20 protein-coding genes are annotated in these 23048 nt (G+C 37.5%); 5 read left to right on the top strand and 15 right to left on the bottom strand.

Annotated features, from left to right (window positions below; all coding sequences use genetic code 11):
• Positions 1 to 30: 30 nt before the first annotated feature.
• From BTHG_RS00385 to BTHG_RS00375, 3 genes are all read left to right on the top strand, one after another.
• On the top strand, positions 31 to 1173 hold the full coding sequence (locus tag BTHG_RS00385) for an NADH-dependent flavin oxidoreductase (protein ID WP_010280703.1): 1143 nt from the start codon (positions 31 to 33) through the stop codon (positions 1171 to 1173).
• Between the two features lie 358 nt (positions 1174 to 1531).
• Entirely contained in the window at positions 1532 to 3229 is a 1698-nt protein-coding gene (locus BTHG_RS00380) for a M3 family oligoendopeptidase (RefSeq protein WP_010280701.1), read from the top strand.
• A 70-nt stretch (positions 3230 to 3299) separates the two neighbouring features.
• The gene (locus BTHG_RS00375; RefSeq protein WP_010280700.1) at positions 3300 to 3767 is read left to right on the top strand and encodes a hypothetical protein; all 468 of its coding nucleotides are present in this window, start codon (positions 3300 to 3302) and stop codon (positions 3765 to 3767) included.
• A gap of 117 nt (positions 3768 to 3884) precedes the next feature.
• Here the strand turns inward: BTHG_RS00375 and BTHG_RS00370 are convergent, their stop codons facing one another.
• Both BTHG_RS00370 and BTHG_RS00365 read right to left on the bottom strand, forming a co-directional pair.
• The gene (locus BTHG_RS00370; RefSeq protein ID WP_010280698.1) at positions 3885 to 4130 is read right to left on the bottom strand and encodes a hypothetical protein; all 246 of its coding nucleotides are present in this window, start codon (positions 4128 to 4130) and stop codon (positions 3885 to 3887) included.
• 101 nt (positions 4131 to 4231) lie between these two features.
• On the bottom strand, positions 4232 to 4498 hold the full coding sequence (locus BTHG_RS00365; RefSeq protein WP_010280502.1) for a hypothetical protein: 267 nt from the start codon (positions 4496 to 4498) through the stop codon (positions 4232 to 4234).
• A 255-nt stretch (positions 4499 to 4753) separates the two neighbouring features.
• Here BTHG_RS00365 and BTHG_RS00360 point away from each other — a divergent pair, with 255 nt between their 5' ends.
• Positions 4754 to 6250 carry an MDR family MFS transporter gene (locus BTHG_RS00360; RefSeq protein ID WP_010280497.1) on the top strand — a complete coding sequence of 499 codons (1497 nt, stop codon included), beginning with the start codon at positions 4754 to 4756 and terminating at the stop codon, positions 6248 to 6250.
• 123 nt (positions 6251 to 6373) lie between these two features.
• Here BTHG_RS00360 and BTHG_RS00355 read toward each other — a convergent pair whose 3' ends face one another.
• From BTHG_RS00355 to BTHG_RS00295, 13 genes are all read right to left on the bottom strand, one after another.
• Positions 6374 to 7720 (bottom strand): APC family permease, encoded by a 1347-nt coding sequence (locus BTHG_RS00355; RefSeq protein WP_010280496.1) that lies wholly within the window; start codon positions 7718 to 7720, stop codon positions 6374 to 6376.
• A gap of 239 nt (positions 7721 to 7959) precedes the next feature.
• Positions 7960 to 8514: a redoxin domain-containing protein gene (locus BTHG_RS00350; RefSeq protein ID WP_010280486.1), complete on the bottom strand. Its 555-nt coding sequence runs from the start codon at positions 8512 to 8514 to the stop codon at positions 7960 to 7962.
• A gap of 20 nt (positions 8515 to 8534) precedes the next feature.
• Positions 8535 to 9806 carry an MFS transporter gene (locus BTHG_RS00345; protein ID WP_010280484.1) on the bottom strand — a complete coding sequence of 424 codons (1272 nt, stop codon included), beginning with the start codon at positions 9804 to 9806 and terminating at the stop codon, positions 8535 to 8537.
• A gap of 42 nt (positions 9807 to 9848) precedes the next feature.
• Positions 9849 to 10232 (bottom strand): RidA family protein, encoded by a 384-nt coding sequence (locus tag BTHG_RS00340; RefSeq protein ID WP_010280481.1) that lies wholly within the window; start codon positions 10230 to 10232, stop codon positions 9849 to 9851.
• A gap of 27 nt (positions 10233 to 10259) precedes the next feature.
• The gene (locus BTHG_RS00335) at positions 10260 to 10922 is read right to left on the bottom strand and encodes a carboxymuconolactone decarboxylase family protein (protein ID WP_010280480.1); all 663 of its coding nucleotides are present in this window, start codon (positions 10920 to 10922) and stop codon (positions 10260 to 10262) included.
• Between the two features lie 46 nt (positions 10923 to 10968).
• Positions 10969 to 12252: an amidohydrolase gene (locus BTHG_RS00330; protein ID WP_010280479.1), complete on the bottom strand. Its 1284-nt coding sequence runs from the start codon at positions 12250 to 12252 to the stop codon at positions 10969 to 10971.
• A gap of 34 nt (positions 12253 to 12286) precedes the next feature.
• Complete coding sequence (locus tag BTHG_RS00325) at positions 12287 to 14335, bottom strand: ABC transporter ATP-binding protein (RefSeq protein ID WP_010280478.1); 2049 nt, start codon at positions 14333 to 14335, stop codon at positions 12287 to 12289.
• A 16-nt stretch (positions 14336 to 14351) separates the two neighbouring features.
• Positions 14352 to 15242 (bottom strand): ABC transporter permease, encoded by an 891-nt coding sequence (locus BTHG_RS00320; RefSeq protein WP_010280477.1) that lies wholly within the window; start codon positions 15240 to 15242, stop codon positions 14352 to 14354.
• A gap of 91 nt (positions 15243 to 15333) precedes the next feature.
• Positions 15334 to 16251: an ABC transporter permease gene (locus BTHG_RS00315; RefSeq protein WP_042341466.1), complete on the bottom strand. Its 918-nt coding sequence runs from the start codon at positions 16249 to 16251 to the stop codon at positions 15334 to 15336.
• Positions 16252 to 16306: 55 nt separating this feature from the next.
• The gene (locus tag BTHG_RS00310; RefSeq protein ID WP_042341464.1) at positions 16307 to 17932 is read right to left on the bottom strand and encodes an ABC transporter substrate-binding protein; all 1626 of its coding nucleotides are present in this window, start codon (positions 17930 to 17932) and stop codon (positions 16307 to 16309) included.
• Positions 17933 to 18010: 78 nt separating this feature from the next.
• Positions 18011 to 19201 carry a MalY/PatB family protein gene (locus BTHG_RS00305; RefSeq protein ID WP_010280467.1) on the bottom strand — a complete coding sequence of 397 codons (1191 nt, stop codon included), beginning with the start codon at positions 19199 to 19201 and terminating at the stop codon, positions 18011 to 18013.
• Positions 19202 to 19715: 514 nt separating this feature from the next.
• Positions 19716 to 20417 (bottom strand): helix-turn-helix transcriptional regulator, encoded by a 702-nt coding sequence (locus BTHG_RS00300; RefSeq protein ID WP_010280464.1) that lies wholly within the window; start codon positions 20415 to 20417, stop codon positions 19716 to 19718.
• 524 nt (positions 20418 to 20941) lie between these two features.
• Positions 20942 to 21496 carry a nitroreductase family protein gene (locus BTHG_RS00295; protein WP_010280461.1) on the bottom strand — a complete coding sequence of 185 codons (555 nt, stop codon included), beginning with the start codon at positions 21494 to 21496 and terminating at the stop codon, positions 20942 to 20944.
• Between the two features lie 202 nt (positions 21497 to 21698).
• On the opposite strand from BTHG_RS00295, the gene BTHG_RS00290 reads away from it, so the two are divergent.
• The gene (locus tag BTHG_RS00290) at positions 21699 to 22436 is read left to right on the top strand and encodes an AAC(3) family N-acetyltransferase (protein ID WP_010280458.1); all 738 of its coding nucleotides are present in this window, start codon (positions 21699 to 21701) and stop codon (positions 22434 to 22436) included.
• Positions 22437 to 23048 lie beyond the last annotated feature (612 nt).

Raw genomic sequence — 23048 nt, 5'->3', positions numbered from 1 at the left:
AAAATCGAACTGTTGAGGAGGTTTCAAACAATGAATCCAGACAATCAAGCAATGCTATCATCATTTACTCTCCCTAATGGGGTTGAATTAAAAAACAGAGTGGTCATGGCACCCATGACAAATTTCTCTTCTAACTCTGATGGAACTGTTTCAGATGCAGAAGTGAACTACTATGCACGACGTTCTAGTGGAGTGAGTATGGTGATTACAGCATGTACATATGTAACACCAAATGGAAAAGGATTCCATGGTCAATTCAGTGGAGACAAAGATGAAATGATCCCGAGCTTAACTCGACTCGCTAGCGCAATTAAAGAGCAAGGTGCTAAGGCAATTTTGCAAATTTTTCACGGAGGTAGATCATGCCCACCTGAATTAGTTCCAAATGGAGAAATCGTCAGCGCTAGTGATGTGCCTGCAGTAAGAGGTGGGGAATCAGCTGAAGAGTCCGCTTTAAAACCAAGACCACTAACTGAACAAGAAATCGAAGAAATCATTAAGGCATTCGGAGAAACAACTCGCCGTGCCATTGAAGCAGGCTATGATGGGGTTGAAATTCACGGTGCAAACGGCTATTTAATTCAACAATTTTTCTCTCCTCATTCAAACCGTCGCGAGGATCAATATGGAGGAAGTTTAGAAAAACGAATGACTTTCCCGCTTGCAATCGTGGAAGAAGTGCAACGGGTTGTAAAAGAACATGCAAATCCTGCGTTTATTGTTGGCTATCGTTTTTCACCAGAAGAGCCTGAAACACCTGGAATTACTATGGGTGACACACTTACACTTGTTGATACACTAGCTGACAAAGGCTTAGATTATCTACATGTATCATTAGGTGAATTCTTTTCAACAGCAAGACGAGGTGTTGAAGATACCAGCAAAACTCGTATCGAGTATTTACTTGAAACAATTCAAAATCGCGTCCCATTAATTGGTGTTGGATCCATTTATACAGCGGATGACGCTCGCCGTGCATTTAAATCAGGTGTTCCTCTACTTGCTATAGGTAGAGAGATAATCATTGATCCAGATTGGGTACAAAAAATAGCAGAAGGCAAAGAAAACGAAATTGTAACAGAAATAGATAAAACCAAGCAAAACGAATTAGTCATTCCAGATCCATTATGGAATGCCATCATTCACACACCTGGATGGTTTCCAGGGGTATAGTAAGCTGGGTCAAGGTGAAATCTGCCTTGACCCATTTTATTTGATTTCTCTAAATGCCATCAATAGTTTTGATTTTCATATTTTCAATTTATCTATTATAAAATTATCTTCCTTGCTTCTTGTGAACCGACAAAATTTATGAAATTCCTACCTGTGTAGTAATTAGTAGGTCCCCCAGTCTATTCCAAGTGAATCCATACTTACTTTCTCCCCCACCACCATTTAAGAGGCTTTTTTTCAAACACAAATGAAAGCGTGAGAACTATTCCTTCCCCAACCTTGGAAAAAACTAGATTTAAAAACTACGATTCGTTAATATAATGATAGAGGTAAATAAAAAGGGGAAGGTGAGTTATCGATGACAAAAGAATTAAGTCATAAGTATTATAAAGAATTAATTGATTTACAAGATGTAGAAGCGGTAGAATCCCAATTTCAACGTTTACTAGATGTTCCTATTGAATCCGTTTCTGACCTTGAAAATTGGTTAAAAGATGAAAAGAATTTAATGATTAAAATCGAGGAAGCCATAACAGGTCACCAAGTTGACTTTTACCGGAACACAGAGGATGCGGAAATCAAATCAACGTATCTTCACGATCAGCAAGTCATTCTACCACTTTTAATGAAATATGAGGCAAAACTGAATGAGAAGTTCTGCAGCTCTCCTTATTTTAATCAATTAGATGAAAAACGCTATGGCTTAATGCGACGTGTTCGCGAATCCAAAGTGAAGCTGTTCAGAGAAGAAAACATTCCATTAATGGTTAGAGAACAAGAGCTTTGTACGAAGTATAGTGAAATCATGGGAGGGTTAACAGTTGAATGGGATGGTGAGGAAAAGCCTTTTCCATTTATTCAATCTCAACTCGATAACCTTGACAGAAGCGTACGAGAAAAAGCTTATACCAAGATGGGCTCCGCATTTCGTCAAATTAAACCCGATATGGATGCCATCATGGATGAACTCATTCAACTACGCCATCAAATCGCTTTAAATGCAGGCTTTGAAAATTATCGTGATTACATATTTGTGGCCAAAAATCGTGAATATAGTGTCCAAGATTGTTATGACTTTCATGAAAATGTAGAAAAACATATTATCCCCGCTTGGAATCGACTGGCTGAAGTTTTTAAATCCAAGCTTGGAGTCGATCGCTATCGCCCATGGGATAACACCGCTAAATTGATGAAGAACCCTCCATACTCAGATGTGTCTACGCTTATGGATGGCGTTTCTGAGATGTTAGGCAAGACCGACCCCTATTTTGCAGACCGTTTTGATTACATGAGAGAAAATGGGTTATTAGATCTTGGAGATCGGAAAGGAAAAAGCCCAGGTGGTTTTTGTACCTCCCTACCTGTTTCAGGGGATACCTTTGTATTTGCGAACTTTAGTCCATCCTTTTTCTCGCTGATCGCGTTAATTCATGAAATGGGGCATGCGGTAAATGGGTACCTCGAGTTTTCCGAACACGGTCCTATTGAAGACTACCAGCAACGAATGGAAGTTGCTGAACTGTATTCTCACGGAATGGAATTGCTTTTATTGGATAAACTGGATCGTTTTTATCCAGAAAAAGAGGATTTCCAAAGTGCACAGCGTGAAGAGTTAAGACGGGCATTTACAATGTTATTCGGCCCATTGTCAGGGGATCTCTTCCAGCATTGGATGTATACAAATCCTAACCACACGGCCAAAGAGCGTGATGAAAAATACTTTGAAATCTCTAAAAGATATGGGTTAAACCCTGTCGATACTTCTGACCTGGAAGAAGAAATTGGCATGAGCTGGTCAGGCACACTTCATTATTTTGAAGTTCCTTTCTATAATATTGAGTACTCCATGTCAATGCTTGGTGCTCTACAGTTACTAGAAAATTATCGGAATGACCCTCAGCAAGCTATCGAATCCTTTAAAAAAGGTGCAAGTGCGGACTACAATCAGTCCATCGCAGATATTTATAAAGAAACTGGGGTAAGTTTTGATTTTTCAGAGCCAGCTGTTAAGCGAATGGGAGAATTCCTAGAAAAAGTTATTCAAGACATTCATTAACAAAGTTGGCCAATGAGACGGTTCTTATAAAGTCCTATTGAGGTTAGAAAAAAATTCAGGAGGTACTGAGATGGAAAATCCGATGTTGGTAGCTGTTAAAACATTGTTGAAGGAAACATTTGATGGTCCTGATAAAAACGCAAGCTGGTATACAGAAGCAAAACCTGGTAGTGGTTTATTCGGAACGCTCGAAAAAGTATCGGCCGAAGATGCTTCCATACCTGTCAATGGTACGACAATCGCCGCACAAACGGATCACACCCGCTATTACCTATGGGTTGCGAATTCTTATTTTAATGGAGAAAATCCTATTAAGGATTGGGAAGCTTCATGGAAAATCACGAACGTAGATAAAATCACATGGGCACAAATCAATGAGGAACTTCAACAAGAATACACAACACTACTGAACAAGATTAATTCGCTTGACTCCTTAAATGAACAGTCATCGCATGGTCTGTTGGGAGCTATCGCTCACTCAGCCTACCATCTCGGTTCCATACGACAGATGATCAAAGCCATCAAAGACCCAAGCTAAACATAAGCATCAAAAAAGCCCGAAGGAATCATTCCTTCGGGCTTTCAGTTTGTAGAACTGTTGGTGTGTCAAATAGTAACTATATTTTCTTGAATTCCCTTAAAACTAATCTAATTTTTATTGGGTACCTTCATTTTTTCGTTCATTACCCCTTTTGAAATTTCCAGTTATCTTCGCCATTATTAATTGTGCTTCCGTTGTATTTTCGGCACCCCCAATTCGCTTTAGAAATTTCTCCGCTTCTGTTCCTTTTAATATTTTCACCTGTCTACCATTATAATCTAAAAAGACTGTATTATCTTTTGTCACTCGAAACTGAAAAGGTTCGTCACCTAAACGATTTCTTTTATCAATATTATTCATTACCTTCATTCATCCCCTTTATTGATTTGTAAAACAAATATGTTTTCTCCTAAATAGTAGTTTAGCTCCCCATTCACCAAACTTAATGCGTCATGTATACTTTATGAATGCAAAATACGATGAACCAAATATTTTGCATTCTCTGCGTCTTTTTTCCTAACAGAAACCACATATTGTTTTTCGTAATTCTTGTTCATTCCGAAACTTCCATAGTTTCCTCTTGATGTACCAGGTCCCAACCATTTCCCTGAAGAGTCAATAGCTTTATATGTATATTTAATGCCTTCTCTTTTTAAAATTTCTCTTACCTTTGATAATTCTTCCATTGAAGATCCAATATAAACATCTTCTTTATTAAAGAAAAACAAATTAAGTCCCCCTTTGTATGACCAACATTATTGCACCGTTCATTATTAAGCACTCTTTTTATTTTACCATATATTTCCTAAAAATTTATAAAAAAACAAATTTGTTACCTCTTACATTTTCCTAGGAGAATTCCTCAAATTATAGTAAACTACTCTTCTGGGGTTCCTAACAAAATATGTTCCCCACTGCACCTAAGGATGCTATCTACTGATGAATCCTTTCAGTAATTGATATTGTAGATAGGGAGAATGATTATGAAGAAAACAAATACAAAAACGGTCACACTAGCTTTGTTTGTAGCGACCTTTTTAACCGCAATTGAAGGAACAATCGTGAGTACGGCAATGCCGACAATTGTGAGTGATTTACAAGGGATTGAATTGATGAACTGGGTGTTTGCCATTTATTTGTTAACCTCAGCAGTAACGGTTCCTATTTTCGGTAAGTTATCTGACTTGTTTGGACGAAAAGTGATTTTCGTTATTGGTACACTTGTGTTCCTAATTGGCTCTGCTCTTTGCGGACTATCTGCTACAATGGAACAATTGATTTTATTCCGTGCCCTTCAAGGAATTGGAGCTGGTGCCGTTATGCCGGTTACCATGACAATTATTGGGGATATTTATCCACATGAACAACGAGCAAAAATTATGGGGTTTATGGGGGCAGCATGGGGAATTGCCGGTGTCATTGGTCCACTAGTAGGTGGATTTTTTGTAGATCAATTAACATGGCATTGGATTTTCTATATTAATGTTCCATTTGGAATACTCGCTATTGTAATGGTTCTTCTTTCATTACATGAAAAAATTGAGAAAACGAAGAAGAAAATTGACTTTGTTGGTGCCATCACGTTCTCAATAGGAATGCTTGCACTTCTTTTTGCCTTACAAAAGGGTGGAGAAACGCATAACTGGTTATCTCCAATGGTTCTTGGTTCATTGGCGTTGGCTATTTTTATGATTGGTTTCTTTATATGGATTGAATCGAAAGTGGAAGAACCACTAATCCCCTTACAGTTATTTCAACATCGTACGATTTCAGTTGCAAATGGTGTCGCCTTTTTAACAAGTGTTGTATTAATTGGTATCACCGTATATATCCCTATGTGGGTTCAAGGTGTACTTGGACATGGTGCTACAATTTCTGGTCTCATGCTTGCACCTATGTCCCTAACATGGATGGCAGGATCCTTCATAGGTGGAAGATTAATAGTAAAAAAAGGAGAACGATTTACCATTGCGTTTGGAATGGTCATTCTAATTTTTTCTACCTTATGGTTAATGTTCTTTACGATTACGACACCACCGATATTATTCTATCTTCTTTCCGCATTGATTGGACTTGGCTTTGGGACGGTGGTAACCATTACCACACTTAGTGTTCAATCAGCCGTTGATTGGTCTATGAGGGGGACTGCTACTGCTTCTAATACCTTCTTCCGGACATTAGGACAATCTGTCGGAGTAGCATTGCTTGGAACCTATTTCAATTCAACGATTGCGGCGAATATGAAAGCAGATGGAAACATTCAGATTGATCAACTTAACCAATTGATCAATCCAGAATTAGCCCAAGAGTTATCTGAATCAGCACGCATCATCTTACGGGAAATTCTTGTCACAGGTCTCCATCATGTCTTCATCGCAATGATGGTAATTGCCATCGGTGGCTTGTTGCTTTCATTCCTTTTCCCTCGCATAAAACAAGAGGAAAAAAATAAAACTCCCCTAACACACAAGGGAAGCTAGTAAATAATGGGACAGAGGGACAGGTTCTTTGTCCCAGCCCCTCTTTGAACCATTCTTAGATTCGGAATCTGCAATCAAACAATCTTCAAAACTTATATAATCCGAAACTCCTAAACTACTTACTTACGCCTCTTCATAACTCACTTCCATTTGAACTTTACCAGATTTATATCTCCAAACTGCAAATAGGCTAGCAAATATAAGAAGAACGATATTTCCAATTACCAATGTTTTGCTTAAGTCTTGAAATAATAAATATACTTGGAGGGCTGATGTCAATGTGGCTACAATACTTATTGTCCATAGAAGCGTTGTAGACGTACGGAATCTTGATTTTTCCCACAGTTCAGGCAACACCTTTGGCAATCTAACAGTAGCAATGGAAAGAACAAGTGCAATAATATTATTTAGGATAAGGGAAAAATTGGCAATGCCACTTATATTCCAATTTGTAAAAATCGGGATTAACCCTATTACAAAGAAGATGGTTAATAATACATGTGGCGTTTTAAATTTTTCATTAACTGCTCCTAAGCTTTTTGGGAGCCACCCGTCAACACAAGCTTGAAGTACTGGCTTTGTTACCCATCCTAATGTTGCATTAAGGGTAGTTGCCAATGCAAACATGGCACCACCAACAACGAAGAATACATATAATGGATAAGGTAAAACTTCTAAGGCTACAACAGTTAAAGGTTGATTTACAACTTCACTTATAGGCAATACACCTGCTGCAACTGTTGCCATAAAAGCATAGATTATCGCAACCCCTACTGTCGAAACGATTAATACAATTGGAATATCTTTTGTTGGATTTTTCGCTTCAGCACCAAAGTTCATAATAACTGCAGCTCCTCCTGTAGCAAAGGTCAACAACGTTGCTGCAGATAACAATCCAGTAATTCCTCCTGGCATAAAATCCACACCTGAAAAGTATCCTGGTTCCACTTTCGGCATACCGTATGCAATGAATAAGGTTAATGCTATTGCCATTATGATAACCATTGCATTTTGAACTCTTGCAGCTTCTTTCACACCAAATAAATTTGCTAAATAAAAAATGGTTAGGATTATGAAAGCGATTAATTTTGAATTTATTCCAGGTACAAGTGCTAAAAAGTAATCAGCAAAGGATAGTGCATACATCGCAATTGCGATATTACTAATTATATAGATAATAGTATAGAATCCAGCAAATCGCTCCCCAACCAGAAGAGCTGCTTGCGTGTACAATCCACCTCTCAATCGAACCGTACCACTAATCAAAATTTGAGTAAAGGCCATAATGATAACAAACAATGCTGCAATCATAAACGCAATGTTTACAGATTTACCAGTCATCCCAATTGCTACCCCAACCAAGGCAAAAATCCCAGCTCCAATAATTTGCCCAACCGCAATAGACATTAAATCTCCTCTAGTTAGAACCCTTTTTAAATCTTTCGTTGAAACCTTCTTGTGTTCTGTCATCGCATTTCCCCCTTAGAAATGACTTTATTTAGATTTTTTTAATTGAACACATTAACTCTCAAGGATTTTAGATTGCTTTTACGTATAGAAGGTGTCCATTGCTAGGTATGGTAATGAATCATCGTTTGGAAGGAATTCTGAAATGATTGGGCTGGATGTGTTATTGAAAATATGCATGTAGAAGTTGGGATTTGTTCTTTTCAGTTTTATACCTTTAGGCCGTTGTTAAATAAAAATCATTACTTGGTGACAGGTATTAATTCTAGAAGTTCTGTTACACTCGGGATATCAGCAGCATTTGTTCCATAGCGCACAAATTCTAATTCACCATTTGGATTAATGATAAATGTTGCCGGTAATTGTAATTCATTTTGTTTTCCGTTATTTTCTAGTTTTGTTATCCCCAAATCTCGTGCGATGTTTATCTTTTTAAAGACTTCTTCAGACGCAAGATCCTCCTGTGTTTTTCCTGGTTGAACATCATAAAGAGTAAAGATTTCATGATCTGGGTCACAAACAAGGGTTAGTGGCATTCCATTTTCACCAATCTGATCCTTCAAAAGACTAGCTTCGGTTTGCAGTACAACAAGAACTTGTGCATTGTTTTCTTTAAACTTTTCATACCCCTTTGCTAATGTTTGAATATCCAATTGGCAAAGTGGACAACCGTAATATCTCAGAAATACAAGAATGGTTGTTTTGTCCTCTAGTACATCAGAAAGAGTATTCGTCTTGACCCATGGGCTTTCAAATGAAAAATTAGGTGCCTGCATTCCTTTTTGTAATTGAGCCATTTTCTTCTCTCCTTTCATTTCTAAACATTTGCAGATATTTGTTGTTTCGTAGGAAAGTTTTCTTGCTTTTGATAAAGCGACCGTAAACCTGATGAGAATACCAGCATGATAATCACTAGGATGGTAAATAGGCTTCCAGTTGTAAGCATGTTTAATTTAGGCGGTATGAACTCACTTAAGTTTCCATATAAGAAATTACCTAGAGCCATAGCACCTGATGCAAAAATAAAGTTAACACTTGCGACCCTGCCTCGGAATTGATCATTTGCAAATCGTAAAACAAATGCTAGATTTATCGCCATAAATATTGCTTGTGTGCCTCCCACTGTAAGTCCAATAAAGAATGCCATATAGGCTGATTTGGTTAAACCTAAGAAAAACAGTGTGACTCCACTTGCGATAGCCATAACTATATACAGAACTCCTTGCCCACGCATCGTTGAAATTGACGCCGTACTTAAATTCCCAATTATTGCACCTAAGCCAATAAACAGTGTTAATGTTCCATAAATGCCACTGTCTCCGCCTATTTCTGTTGATATAAATTCAGGTAATAAAGAGGTATAGGCCATCGTCAAAAAACAGTGGAAAAATACCATAAGAATCATTAATCCTAATAAAGGAGTTCCCTTTATATACACAAATCCTTCCAGTATGGGTTTGAACACATTTTTAATATTTAACCGATCTGTACTTGTAATAGTTTGTGAGAAATGCACCCATAAAGATTGAGTCCCAGCTGCTACATAAAGTAAAAAACATAATCCAAATACGGCATATGGTCCAAATAAAACAAGAATTGGACTGGCAATGGCTGATCCTAGAAAACCCGCTCCGTGTGAGATCGTACCTTGTAATGCAGTACCATTAAATAAAATTTCTTTTGGAATTAAACTTGGCATCATTGCATTCGTACATGTCATTTGGACATTGAAACAAATGCCTAATAAAAAAGCACAAGCGATAATTACCCACGGTGTAACCAATCCTGCTATACTTAAAATCGTCAATGTCCCCAGATTCATTGCATTTAAGAAAACAGCAACCGTTAATAGTTTCCTACGATGAACCCGGTCAACCAATACGCCAATAATCGGTCCAAATAAAACACCAGGAATCATCGTAGCAAACATGGCTACACCTACTAATGCAGATGATTTAGAAATTGAGAAAATAAGCCAACTGGCTGCAATCGTAAAGGCATATTGTCCTGAATTTGCTAATGCAGAACTAATCCATAGAAGCCGATAATCACGATACCCAAGCGAAGCTAATGTTTTTGGAATTTTCACATTTTTTCCTCCATAGTTGGAATCTATAATATGAACAGGCCTTTATCTATTTTTTGCAGCAATCACCTCTATTTCTATTAGCACATCTTTTGGTAGACGACTAACTTCTACAGTAGATCTTGCAGGCCGATGGCTCCCAAAATAACTTCCATAGACTTCATTAATAATCGAGAATTGTTCGAGATTCTTTACAAAAATGGTGGTTTTCACAATATTCTCCATTGTTAACTTTTCGTTTTTCAGAATGGATTTAATATTTGTCATAACTTGATGCGTCTGCACGACAATGTCGCTTTCAACTACTTCATTTGTAGCTGGGTCTACTGGTATTTGACCTGATAAAAAGATAATATCGTTGAATTGAGTTCCTTGCGAATATGGACCAATGGCTTTAGGAGCTTTATCTGTATATATTGTCCTTAGCAATAGTAACACTTCTTTCTATTTAAATTTTCAAATTTCATCATATGCGTTTAAGGCATTTACACTATGTGCGAGTGCAGACCCTGCTTTTAATGCAGTTGCAACAAAAATTGATTCTGCCATTTCCTCACGAGAAATTCCTAGTTGTTTCCCCCTTTTTGCATGGGTATCAATGCAGTAGGCACATCCGGTAACATGTGCAACTGCAATCGCAATGAGTTCTTTCTCCTTTCTAGATAAAAGGTTAGCCTTACTTGCTTGCCTATCAAATTTGGCAAAAGCTTCAACAGCATCAGGATGTAATTCTTTTAATTCATTTCGTCTATTCGTATTTGAACGCGCGTATAAGTCTTCTTCGCTGGATTGATCGTATGAACTTAGTGCAATGAATCCGTGTGCATATGCGGAACCTGCTTTTAATGCTGTAGCTACCATCACAGCTTCAATCATTTCTTCTTTGGAAACCTCTAGCTTTTTTGCAGCTGTTACATGTCCGTCAATACAATAAGGACAACCTGTTACATGGGCAACTGCGATTGCAATTAATTCTTTTGTTCTCCTTGATAGAAGACCTTCTCCTAACGCCAGTCTGTCAAACTGTAAAAAAGCTCTGAATGTTTCTGGTGTAAGTTTTCCTAGTTCTGCTAATCTACGAATATTTGATCTTTGATATAACCCTTTTTCTTCTCCCATTGAAAATTCCTCCTTTAGTTCTTGCTTGGTAGGTTAGGTGTGCAGATTATTTGAAACCTAGTTCTTTCATTACTTCTTGCATACTTCTTTTTTCTGGAGTATAGTTAATTTCTTTCTCACTGTTTAAGAAATCCAATGTGTATTGTACAGTAGCCGCCACACCCAGTTTTAACACATCTTCATCAATATCAAAATGAGGATTATGATGTTCTGCACCTGTCCCCTTCTCTTCATTTTGGATACCAACAAAGGCGAAGACACCTGGGAAGTATTTTTGGAAGAAACTAAAGGATTCAGAAGCCATCCATGCTGGATATTCATAAAGAGCCTCTCCCCCAATTGATTTCTTCACGGCTTCCTTTGCAATATCTGCACATTCTTCTTGGTTGTATACAAACAAATTACCTGCTTTGTTTTTTCCTACATATTCATACTCACATTCATGTAAGGCACAAGTTTTTTCTAGAAGTCTTTTAAATTCTTTTTCTGCACTCAATCCTTGATCATAGTGTAAATATCTAAAACTACCGGAGAATTGAATCGTTTCAGGAATAATATTTCCAACAGTACCCGCTTTGACCGTTCCAAGCGAAAACGTAATCGGTTTAAATGGATCTAATGTATCTAATCTCATTTGTTTAACACTGTTATAAAAATCCACAAAACAATCCACTGGAGAATTTACAAGATCTGGACGTGATCCATGCCCTCCTGTCCCTTTAATGATGACATTTATAGGCATGGCACTAGCCATTCTTGGACCAGGATCTACTGAGATTTTCCCAGAAGGAATATCTGATTTCAGGTGTATTCCCCAGACACCATCTGCCCCGATTTCAATAAGTCGTTCCATTAGATTGAAGATTCCTCCACCCATTTCCTCCCCTTGTTCAAAAGCAAGAATTACTTTCCCTTTTAGCTTATCTTTGTTTTCAGATAAAATTTTTGCAGCCCCTAATAACATCGCCGTATGGCCGTCATGTCCACATGTATGCGCGGCAGTTGGAGTCATTGAAACGACATTCTTCTTTTGTTTTAAGTTCGTTTCCTCCTCTTCCATCGGTAGTGCGTCTAAATCAGCTCGTAATACAATCGTTTTTCCTGCTTGCCCACCTTCGATAACTCCGATAATTCCACCATTTTTCACAATCTCATAGTTGATGTTCATCTTTTCTAATTCTTCTGTCACAACATTCATTGTCCGGATTTCTTGTAATCCAATTTCCGGGTGAAGATGAAGATTTCTCCGTATACCAATGACATAATCTTCTAATTGAACCGCAGATTGATAGGCATTGACTTCCATATTAAATGTTTCAGTCGTTTTCATTGAAAAACACTCCCCTTAAAGGTAGACTTTTCTATTAATAGGTATAGGCTGGATCATGACAAGCAACCCAATGGCCTTTACTTATTTCACGAAATGCTGGCTCTTCCTGTTTACAACGCTCTGTTGCTGCAGGGCAGCGTGTGTGGAATCTGCATCCAGAAGGCGGATTAGCTGGTGAAGGAATCTCACCTTGGATTGCTGATAATTCTCGGCGTTCTGATGGATTGGCAACTGGTATTGATTCAAGTAATCCTTTCGTATAGTGATGGGCAGGATGTCGAAAGAGTTCTTCGCTTGAAGCAATTTCAACTACTTTTCCTAAATACATAACACCAATGCGAGTAGAGATATAACGGACTACATTGAGTCCATGAGCAATGAATAAATACGTTAAGCCGAGATTTCTTTGTAAATCTTGCATTAAATTAACAATTTGCGCTTGAACAGACACGTCTAGTGCGGATACAGCTTCATCTGCTAGAACAAATTTCGGATTAAGTGCAATCGCTCTAGCAATTGCAATTCTTTGACGTTGACCACCTGAAAACTCATGCGGATAACGTTCATATGCATTTGCATTAAGTCCAACGACTTGTAAGAGCTCTTCTACCCTTTTTCTTTTTTCATGTTTGCTTAATGATTCATGGACTGTTAAAGGTTCGCCAATGATATCTCCAATTTTCCAACGCGGATTCACTGAACCATAGGGGTCTTGATATATCATTTGCATATGTCTTCTAGTTTCTTGAAGTTCTTTTCTACCCATTTCAGCAAGATCTTTTCCTTCAAATTTAACGTTTCCTTCAGTTACTTTTTCTAATTGAAGGAGTAGTCTTCCAAGCGTTGACTTACCACTACCTGATTCACCTACAAGACCAAATGTTTCTCCCTTTTCAATTGTGAAAGAGACATCATCAACTGCCCGAACAAATTTAGGCGAACGATTTAGGAAACTAGAACCTACAGGATAATACTTTTTTATTCCGTGAACCTCAAATATCGGGCTACTGTCTGAATTCACTGCATCTGTACCTAACTTCTTTTCAACGAATATGGGTTGTTCTGAGATTTCCATAGATGGCGTTGTCTGCTGTAACCATTCCTCTCGTTCTACTAAATCTTCAGCAAACCAGCAAGCTGTTCTTCGTCCATTCACATCCAGCAATGGTGGATTTTCTTGTTTGCACTTATCTGTTGCAAACGAACAACGCGGATGGAAACTGCACCCAGTTGGCAGATTCGATAAACTTGGAATGCTGCCATCAATTGAAAATAATTTTTGCGTGCGGTCGCTATCCAATTTTGGAATTGATTGCAATAAACCACGTGTATATGGATGATGCGGTTTTTCAAATAACTGGTTAATTGTTGCCTCTTCGACAATACTTCCTGAGTACATTACAATGATTCGATCGGCTACTTCTGCTGCAATTCCCATATCATGAGTAATAAGGAGAATAGACATCCCAAATTCATCTTTCAGTTCTTGGAGTAATTGTAAAATTTGGGCTTGTATTGTCACATCAAGCGCCGTTGTTGGCTCATCTGCAATAAGTAATTCTGGACCACATGCTAGTGCCATCGCAATCATGGCACGCTGTAACATCCCACCTGATAATTCATTCGGATATTGCTTTAATCGAAGTTGTGGCTCTGGGATTCCTACTCGATTAAGTAAATAAACAGCATGTTCCGTTGCTTTCGCTTTCGTTGTATCTTTATGAGCTAGAATCATTTCAATTATTTGACTTCCAATTGTAAAAACCGGGTCGAATGCTGCCATTGGTTCCTGGAAGATCATCGCAATCTTCTTTCCACGAATGGCACGTAAGTTTTTTTGAGAAAGTTTTGCTAAATCAGTTCCATTAAAGTCGATATTCCCCCCCGTTATTTGCCCATTCTCATAATCAATTAATCGCATAATGGTTTTAGAAGCGACTGTCTTCCCGCTACCTGATTCCCCTACGATACAAACCGTTTCTCCAACTTTTATATCCATCGTGATTTCACGAATGGCAGTTAAATATCCACTTTTTGTTACAAAATCAACCTTTAATTGTTGAACATCGAGCAGTTGTTTCATTTTCCTTCCCTCCTCACTATCTAGTCCGATTCGTTTTTGGATCCAAACGATCACGAAGATTATCGCCGATTACATTGACAGAAAGTACGAATAAAGTGATTGCAAGTCCTGGAAATGTAGAGATCCACCAGGCAACAGATATGTAGCCTCTTCCTTGTGAAAGAAGTGCACCCCAGTCAGGAATTTCCTTAATTACCCCGAGACCTAAGAAACTCAAACCTGCCCCAATTAAGATGGAAGTTCCTAATCCAATCGTTGCCATAACAAACATTGGTGACCATGAATTTGGAAGGACATGCCATAAAAAGATCCTCATATTACTTGTTCCAATTGAGTGAGATGCTGAAATATAAGGGCGCTTTTTAATACTAATTACTTGCCCCCTCATTATCCGTGCATACCCTGCAATGGCCGCAACTGCAACCGCTAAAACAACGTTCATCAAACTTGGTCCCAATGCAGCAGCAATCGCAATCGCAAGTAAAATTCCAGGTATTGTCATTAATATATCGATAAAACGCATAAGAATCGTATCAACAACTCCACCTATATATCCAGAGGCTGAGCCAATAATACCTCCGAGGATTCCACCGACAAGTACGGAAGCAAATCCAATTAATAAGGAATCTCGACTACCGTAAATGACTAGACTTAATACATCTCTTCCAAAATAGTCTGTACCAAACCAATGTTCGGAACTTGGTGGATTTAAAATCTGACTTGGGTTCATTTGTGTTGGTGAATATGGAGCTAGCCACTGTGGGAAAAGTGCAAATAAAATAACAAAGAAAATAACGATACCAGACAATGCTACAAAAAAGTTTGTAACAGTGAAGCGTGATTTTATTTTTAAACTTTTGACCTTAGGAAGTTCTAGAGCTTGCTTGGATTCCAATGCTTCTTTCATTTTGTTCCCCCTCTTTACTTAAATCAAAGGTATTTCTAGATATGAACAATTCAATATCGTCCATATCTAGAAGTGAAAGATTATGAATTAATTAAGATGAACGACGAACTCGAGGGTCAATTACTGAATATGACAAATCTACTAATAAATTCACAGTTACATAGACAATCGCTGAGATGAAAACAGCTCCTTGAATGACCGGTAAATCCTTTGCCAGAATAGCATCAGCTATTACTCTACCAAGACCTTGTCTTGAAAAAACGGTCTCAATTACAACTGTACCAGCCATCAGTTCCCCAATATTAATTCCGATGATTGTAATTGCTGGAATTAATGCATTACGTAGTGCGTGCCGGTACATAACGATTCTTTCAGATAATCCTTTTGCTCGTAGCGTGACAATAAATTGTTCATTTATGACCTCAACCATACTGCTGCGGACCATCCGGATAATTAGCCCTGCACCTATAAATCCGAGCGATATAGATGGAAGAATGAGGGTCAGGAATCCTTCTGATCCCATGGCTGGTAACCAACCTAATCGTAATGAGAAAATCATAATAAGTAATATCCCCGACCAAAATGTTGGCATTGAAATTCCAAATAAAGCTATTAATCTAGCTAGAATATCGATCCAGCGATTTTGATAAATGGCGGATAATACTCCTAGAGTAACCCCTATTACGACAGAAAATACTGCACTCATTAGCGTTAAAAACAAGGTTGCTGGAAGATGTGCGATAAGTTTTGGTAGCACAGGTTCGCTATTCGCAAAGGATGTACCAAAATCACCAACAATCATCCCAGAGATATAATTCCAAAACTGCATATATAGGGGTTGATCAAGTCCCAACTGTACACGGAGTGCTTCAATCATTTCCGGTGTGGCAGTATTTGGGTCAATCATCGACATAACAGGATCTCCAGGTAATAGGTTCATGATGACAAATACGAGAACCAACGATCCAAATACTGCTATCAAGGAGGTCGCAATCCTTGAAATTATCATCCTATTCAATAGTCAACAACTCCTTTCAGTTACCTATAGGAAAAATATTGCAAGATTATTTTGAGACCGATACATCATTAAATAATGGGTAACCTAAGCGGTCAAACTTAATCCCTTCTACACTTTTGTGTGCGGCCACTGTGTATGGGAAGACATAGATTGGAATCGAGACTGTTGTATCCATAATTCGTTGCTGTGCTTGTTTGTAAATTTCTTCTCGTTTTGCTAGATCCTGCTCTATCCCACCTTGTTCTAGCAAGCTATCAAGTTCTTTATCATCTGATTTTCCAGGAAGAAAGATCTGGTTTGGAATTGGAGAATGATAGAACTGATACAATCCATGTGAGTCAGAATTTACAGCACTATTTCCATAGACATCATAGTTAGAATTTGTAATAGCAGTCGTTATGTCTTGTGTAATTTCAATATTGACTTCTACGCCAATTTCCTTAAGTTGTTGTTGAACCATGATTGCAATGTCATTACGTTTTTCTCTATTTGGAGATGCATCAAGATATTGCATCGTTAACTTTTTACCATCTTTTACACGAACACCGTCTGAGCCCATTTTATAACCAAGCTCATCCAATAATTGGTTCGCCCGATCTAAATCACGTTTAAAGCTACCTTCCAACGATTCATCGTACCCTAACATTCCTGGTGCAAGTGGAGACCAGGCACGTGTGTAAGTTCCAAAATAGAGTGTTTGAACAATTGCATCGATATCGAGTGCATATTTAATAGCTTCACGAGCTTTTGCATCACTCCATACACCCCTTGTTTGATTAAAGAACAATGTGTATGGTAATCCCTTCGTATCGACCTGGAGCAATTCGACATTCGGATCATTTTTCATACTAAGAACATTTTGGGGTGGAACAGTTTCCCCTGCTAACACTTGTGCACTTTGGACACTACCAATTCTCGTTGCTTCTTCAGGTATAATCTTGAAGGTAATCTTATCTACATGAGCAGGGCCCACATTATCAACTATCCCTGCAGGGCCCCAGTTATAATCTGGATTTTTCTCGACAACAAGTTGAGCATTTTCTTGCCAGTCTACGAACTTAAATGGTCCAGTTCCAACAGGTTTCATTCCAAATTGATCACCTGCAGCCTCTGCCGCAGTTGGCGAAACCATACCGATAAAGGCCTGACTTAAGAAGCTCAAAAAGGCAGAGTTTGGACTTTTTAAATTAATTTTTACAGTGTATTCATCAATTACTTCTGAAGAATCGTATTCAACTAATAGATATCTTGCATATCCTGGTTGAATGTCAGGACTTACAATCCGATCAAAGTTATACTTAACGGCTTCTGCATTAAATGGTGTTCCATCATGGAATTTCACATCTTCACGAAGTTTAAATTCATAGCTTTTCCCATCATCTGAGATGGACCACTCTGTTGCTAGCCAAGGGCTAATTGTATTATCCTCATTTTGTACAACTAAACTATCAAACATCGTTCTAAATGCCCTTACACTTACCGCATATCCAGCTTGATGTGGATCTAGATTATCAGGGTTTGTCGCCAATGCAAATGTAAACTCCCCACCTTGAGTCGGTTCTTTTGTTGTATTTTTGTTTGTATCTGTAGGTTCTGAAGATGTTCCTGCACCACCACCTGAACAGCCTGCTAATACAACTAAAATCACTGTGATAATCGCTATCAAATTCATAGATTTATATTTCTTCAAAGTGCTTGCCCCCTTATTATTTAAAAATGAAAAACCTACTAGCTTACTAGATAGCTTTTTTTAATGTAAGTCTTCAAATTCTCTTGCGATTCGTTCTAGTGCTTCCTTAATCATTGGTCGAGGAGATGGGATACATATTCGTTGGTAGTTCAACCCTTCTTCACCGAACATTTTTCCATCTTCTAATAGCACATTCGCTCGATTATATATGCGATCATGAACCTCATCAGGGGAAATCCCATAACCACTGAAGTCCATCCACATCACATAGGTTCCTTCTGGGATTCTCACTTTTACTTTTGGCATTCTTTCAGCAAAAAATTGTTTAGTATATTCTAATGAATCATCGATGTATTGCTTTAATTGTTCTAACCACTCTTCACCATCATTGTATACTGAAATTAATGCAGCCATTGTAAAAGGAGAAGCTAATTGAAAACCTAATGTGTCACTGAATGTTTTTCGATGTTCAGGATTAGAGATAATGATATTTGTACAATGGAGCCCAGCTACATTAAACGTTTTATTAATTGCGGTACAAGTTATAATATGTTCGTCACTTTTGGATGCCTTGGCAATTGGAACAAATGTTTGATCACGTCTTATCAAATCACCATGAATTTCATCTGCAATGATAAGAACATTATGTTCCGCACAAATATCCGATAATTTTTTTAACTCTTCTTTGTTGAAAATTCGACCAGTGGGATTATGTGGATTACATAAGATAAACATCTTTGTTGATTCCTCTTTTGCCTTTTTCTCAAAATCTTCAAAGTCAATAGAATAATACCCATCCTTATCACAAATTAAAGCGTTATTTACCACCTTTCTGTTATTTCCCTCAACTGCTGAAGTAAACGGTGGGTAAACAGGACGTTGGATGATTATTCCATCACCAGGTTCAGTGAAAGCCCTAACTGCAATGTTTAATGCATGTACGGTTCCTGGACTATAGATGATCTCTTCTCTTTTAATTTCCCAATCATGTCGTCTCTTGAACCAATTCTGAATCGCTTCATAGTATTCATCTGTAAAAATGGAATACCCAAAAATCCGATGGTCTACCGTTTTATGTAACGCTTCTACTAAAGGTTGCGGCACAGGTAGATCCATATCAGCTGTAAACAATGGAATTGTTTCTTCATCGTATCTATCAGTTAAACCACGTTCTTTCAAGAACCTACCAGCATCCCATTTCAAAGAGAACGTATTACGTCGGTTTACAATTTCATCAAAGTTGTATTTCATAATCTTCCTCCTAATAAAATTATTAGATTGATTCGAAAATCTAGAATCCTGATGGTAGTTGAGATTTATTGGATTAGGTAGAATGGTAGGAAGTGTGCCACGAATTGTATGTAATCGCTTACAAATATTTTGGAATGAATAATAAATCAAGCAATTCCCTATACTTTTATGTGTTGTTTACATGTGAGGATATACTTACATTTGCTAATCATGAAGAGGGTGGTTTACACTTAAGGCGGGACAGAAGACAACAGTTTACTCATACTTTTGGGAAACACCTCCCTTTATTTCAAATTTACTTGTTGGGTGAGGATGAATATTTTATTGAAGAGATAGTTTTTTATTATGATAATTTATTATTATCACTATATTTTATTAGCAATTCCTTGTCAATGATTTTTTGTTATTTTCCGTATATTTAATATATTCTGAAAATATACGTCATTTTTCTACAAATTTAAATGAAAATGTGATACTGACAACATTTATCATGTAGTTAATCCTTTACTTTACACTAATTCTTTATGTCGATTTTTTGGAGATAACGATAAATTGTTGCATCTGAGCTCTTTAAGTTTGTGGCTACTTCGGAAACAGCCCCTTTTATTAAGAAGACACCTCTTTCATTCAACTTACTAACGATCTCCATTTTTTCATCGGAGGACATGCGTTCAGGAGGAATTTCAAATTCAGAGAGCGTTTTCATAATAATCGAAGTTGTAAGGTCTTCGATGGAAGTATGTAAATCTTCAAATGTGTCACAAGGATCCCCCGGCTCTTTTCCATTTAATTGTAGACCATTTGCGCCTACTTGTGGTGAGCCATTAATTAAATTATCAAGCACATTCTTGGTTTCAATTAAGGAACCAACGTCCATATTAAGACAAAGTAAACCAATGACTTCATCATTCAGATCTTTGATAAAAAATGTAGAAGATCTTACAATTTTTCCTTCTTGCGTTTTCCCTGCATAATTGATTAGAAAATCCTTGTTCGTATACGATTTTTCCTTTAAGATTTTCAATGCTAAGTCTGTAATAGAACCCCCGACTTTGCGATTGCTAATGTGGTTATTTTTGATGGCAATGATGGAACTTTCAAGATTTCGGATATCATGCAAAACGACCTCGCAATGTTGCCCCATTACACTGCCTAAAAATTCGACAAGTGGGATATAATTCTGAAGAAGATCTGAGGCGCTTTTTTTCACCACCATTCAATCAGCTCCTTTATAATAATACTGACAATAAATATTTATCATAATAATGGATTATTGTCTCGATAATTAATTATTAATACATGATATACGAATTGTCAACTAAATATTCTATATATTATGTAAATTCTGAAAAGGATATTTATGTAAAAGGTTTTAATGATATTTTAGTCGCAGAAGTTGTACACGATTAATTATTTTATAAACAATAGAAAATGGAAATAGTTTTAGATGATTATCTTTTTGAATAACTTCTACTAATCTACAATTCATTTTACAGATCATAAACTAATAATTTTATGAAGATAATAATGAAGATGTATAGGTGCTCGAGGATTTGTTGAGGAACATGAAAAATTCGACTAGCCTTGCACACGGTAATTACGACTCTACAAGGAGAATATGGGTTCTACCACTCTCAAATAATGATTATATAAAATGGTTATAGGAATAAGGTAAGACAAGGGAACAAATTCATTCCCCCGTCCTATTTATTCTAAATCGCTATTTTTACTATCAAGAACTTAGTTGATCCATTTTGTCACGGATTCGTATGAATTTCGTTTTCCTTCTGGTAAACTCCGTGACGGATATCCGAAGTAAAGAAAGCCTAATACTTCTCCATTTTCGGTTAAACCAAAGAATTCTTTCATAACATGATCGTAAGTCGGCTTACCTGTTCGCCAAAAGCCTGCAAGCCCCAAGCTATGTGCTTCAAGTAACATGTTTTGGATACAAGCGTATGTTGCTCCATATTCTTCTAATTTTATTGCCTTAGGGTTATCACTAGGTTCAACAGCAACAGCTACTATCACTGGAGCACGAAATGGCTTTGCTTGTATCTTCTCAAGCTTTTTCTCATCAGTTTCGCCGTTTTTCTTTGCTATGTTGAGTAGTACATCTCCAAGGCGTTTCCTCCCCTCTCCTTGAAAGACAAAAAAGCGCCAAGGTTCGGTTCTGAAGTGACAAGGCGCCCATGTACCCGCATCTATGATTTGTTCAATTTTTTCCTTTTCGACCTCTACATCCTTCACAAGCCCAAAGCTCCGACGTGACCTAATCGCCTCGTGGACATCCATCAAATCTCCTCCTTTACCTTCTTACTTAAAGTCTATACAGATGAATGGGTAATTAGTATACGAATAATTTCTATGGACTTTTGTTCATCAACTCACCGAGGGTAAGCTGGCACCATATCAATAACCCTCATAGAAACATAGACTTCAAAGGGAAATATGGTATTCTATGATATAAGATACATAGATGGAAAGGTAGAGATTAATGTACACAAAACAAGATTTTTTAAATCATCTGAAAGATTTAGGTATTGATGAAAATGGAACATTGCTCGTTCATTCGTCAATGAAGAGTATTGGCCAAGTAGAAGGAGGAGCCGAAACAGTCCTAGATGCTTTGTCAGAGTATATGAAAGATGGCCTTTTGGTCTTCCCGACCCATACGTGGTCGTATATTAATGCTGAAAATCCTCGATTTTATGTAAATGAATCCCCCTCTTGTGTTGGTCTTTTAACAGAACTATTCCGGCAACGTCCGGGTGTTATTCGCTCATGGCATCCTACACATTCTGTAGCTGCATTGGGAAAAGGAGCTCAAGAATTTATTGCAGGAAATGAAAAATGGGACACACCATGTGCTCGGGAATCTAGCTGGGGTAAATTACTAGACCACAAGGCAACTATTTTGTTAGTAGGAGTCGATTTACGAAGATGTACCTATATTCATGGAGTTGAGGAATGGCTCGATATACCGGGTCGATTGACAGATTCTCACGAAAAGCTTTACACCGTACTACCGGATAAAACTGAAATTTCCGTACCACAGAGAAGACATATTGGGCATACTTCTGAAAAATACAATCGTGTTGAAGAAGCATTTCTCAATAATCAAGTTATGTACAAAGGTCATTTTGGCGATGCTAACGTAAGAATCTGTGATACAGAAAAAATGACGACCTTGCTAAACGCATTATTAAAAGAGAAACCTGATCTATTTTCTTAAAATGGGGTACTTTCTATTAATAACTTAAATTATTTTAAACCTGAAAAGAACAATTAGGACTTTCTGAAAACCAGTATCTGTGTATTAAAGGTTGATTTATATTGTTAGTAAATGCTCTATTTGATCGAAGTTAAAAGGTAAATTATAGACCATCCAAAATGGTAACGGGTTAGGTTTTGAAATAGAAGATGGTTATCTAAATTGGCATATAAATATTTTTAAACAGAAATTAGCAAACGAAAAGGCATTGGAATACCAATGCCTTTTCACTATGATAACTTCTGTCTAATTAAGTTGTTTTTAACTTTTTCTCATACTTTTCAACCTGTTTATTATTGTCGGTGGTAGGGCTGGGTGTTTTGCGGCAACAGATCGTAATTGGCCTTTCATGGTTTGTGTTATCCTTTTTTCATTTTGGAGCTTCTTTTTGACGTTTGCTTGCTCGCCGTTACCTAATCTTTTCCATCTGCGGACCAATTTCATGTAACATAGTACATTCCGGTTGTCGCTCCCTTGCTTCCTTGAACTCTTCGCTCCTCGAAACCCAACACTTAAGTACATAATCTTCGTTTAAAAGGCTTTTGTTACCACAAAACCTCTCGGTTTTGACAT

Origin of the sequence: Bacillus timonensis, from assembly GCF_000285535.1 — a bacterium.
GTDB lineage: Bacteria > Bacillota > Bacilli > Bacillales > Bacillaceae_L > Ferdinandcohnia > Ferdinandcohnia timonensis.
Note: the sequence above shows the minus strand (reverse complement) of the source record. Positions and strands in the feature narration are given on the sequence as shown.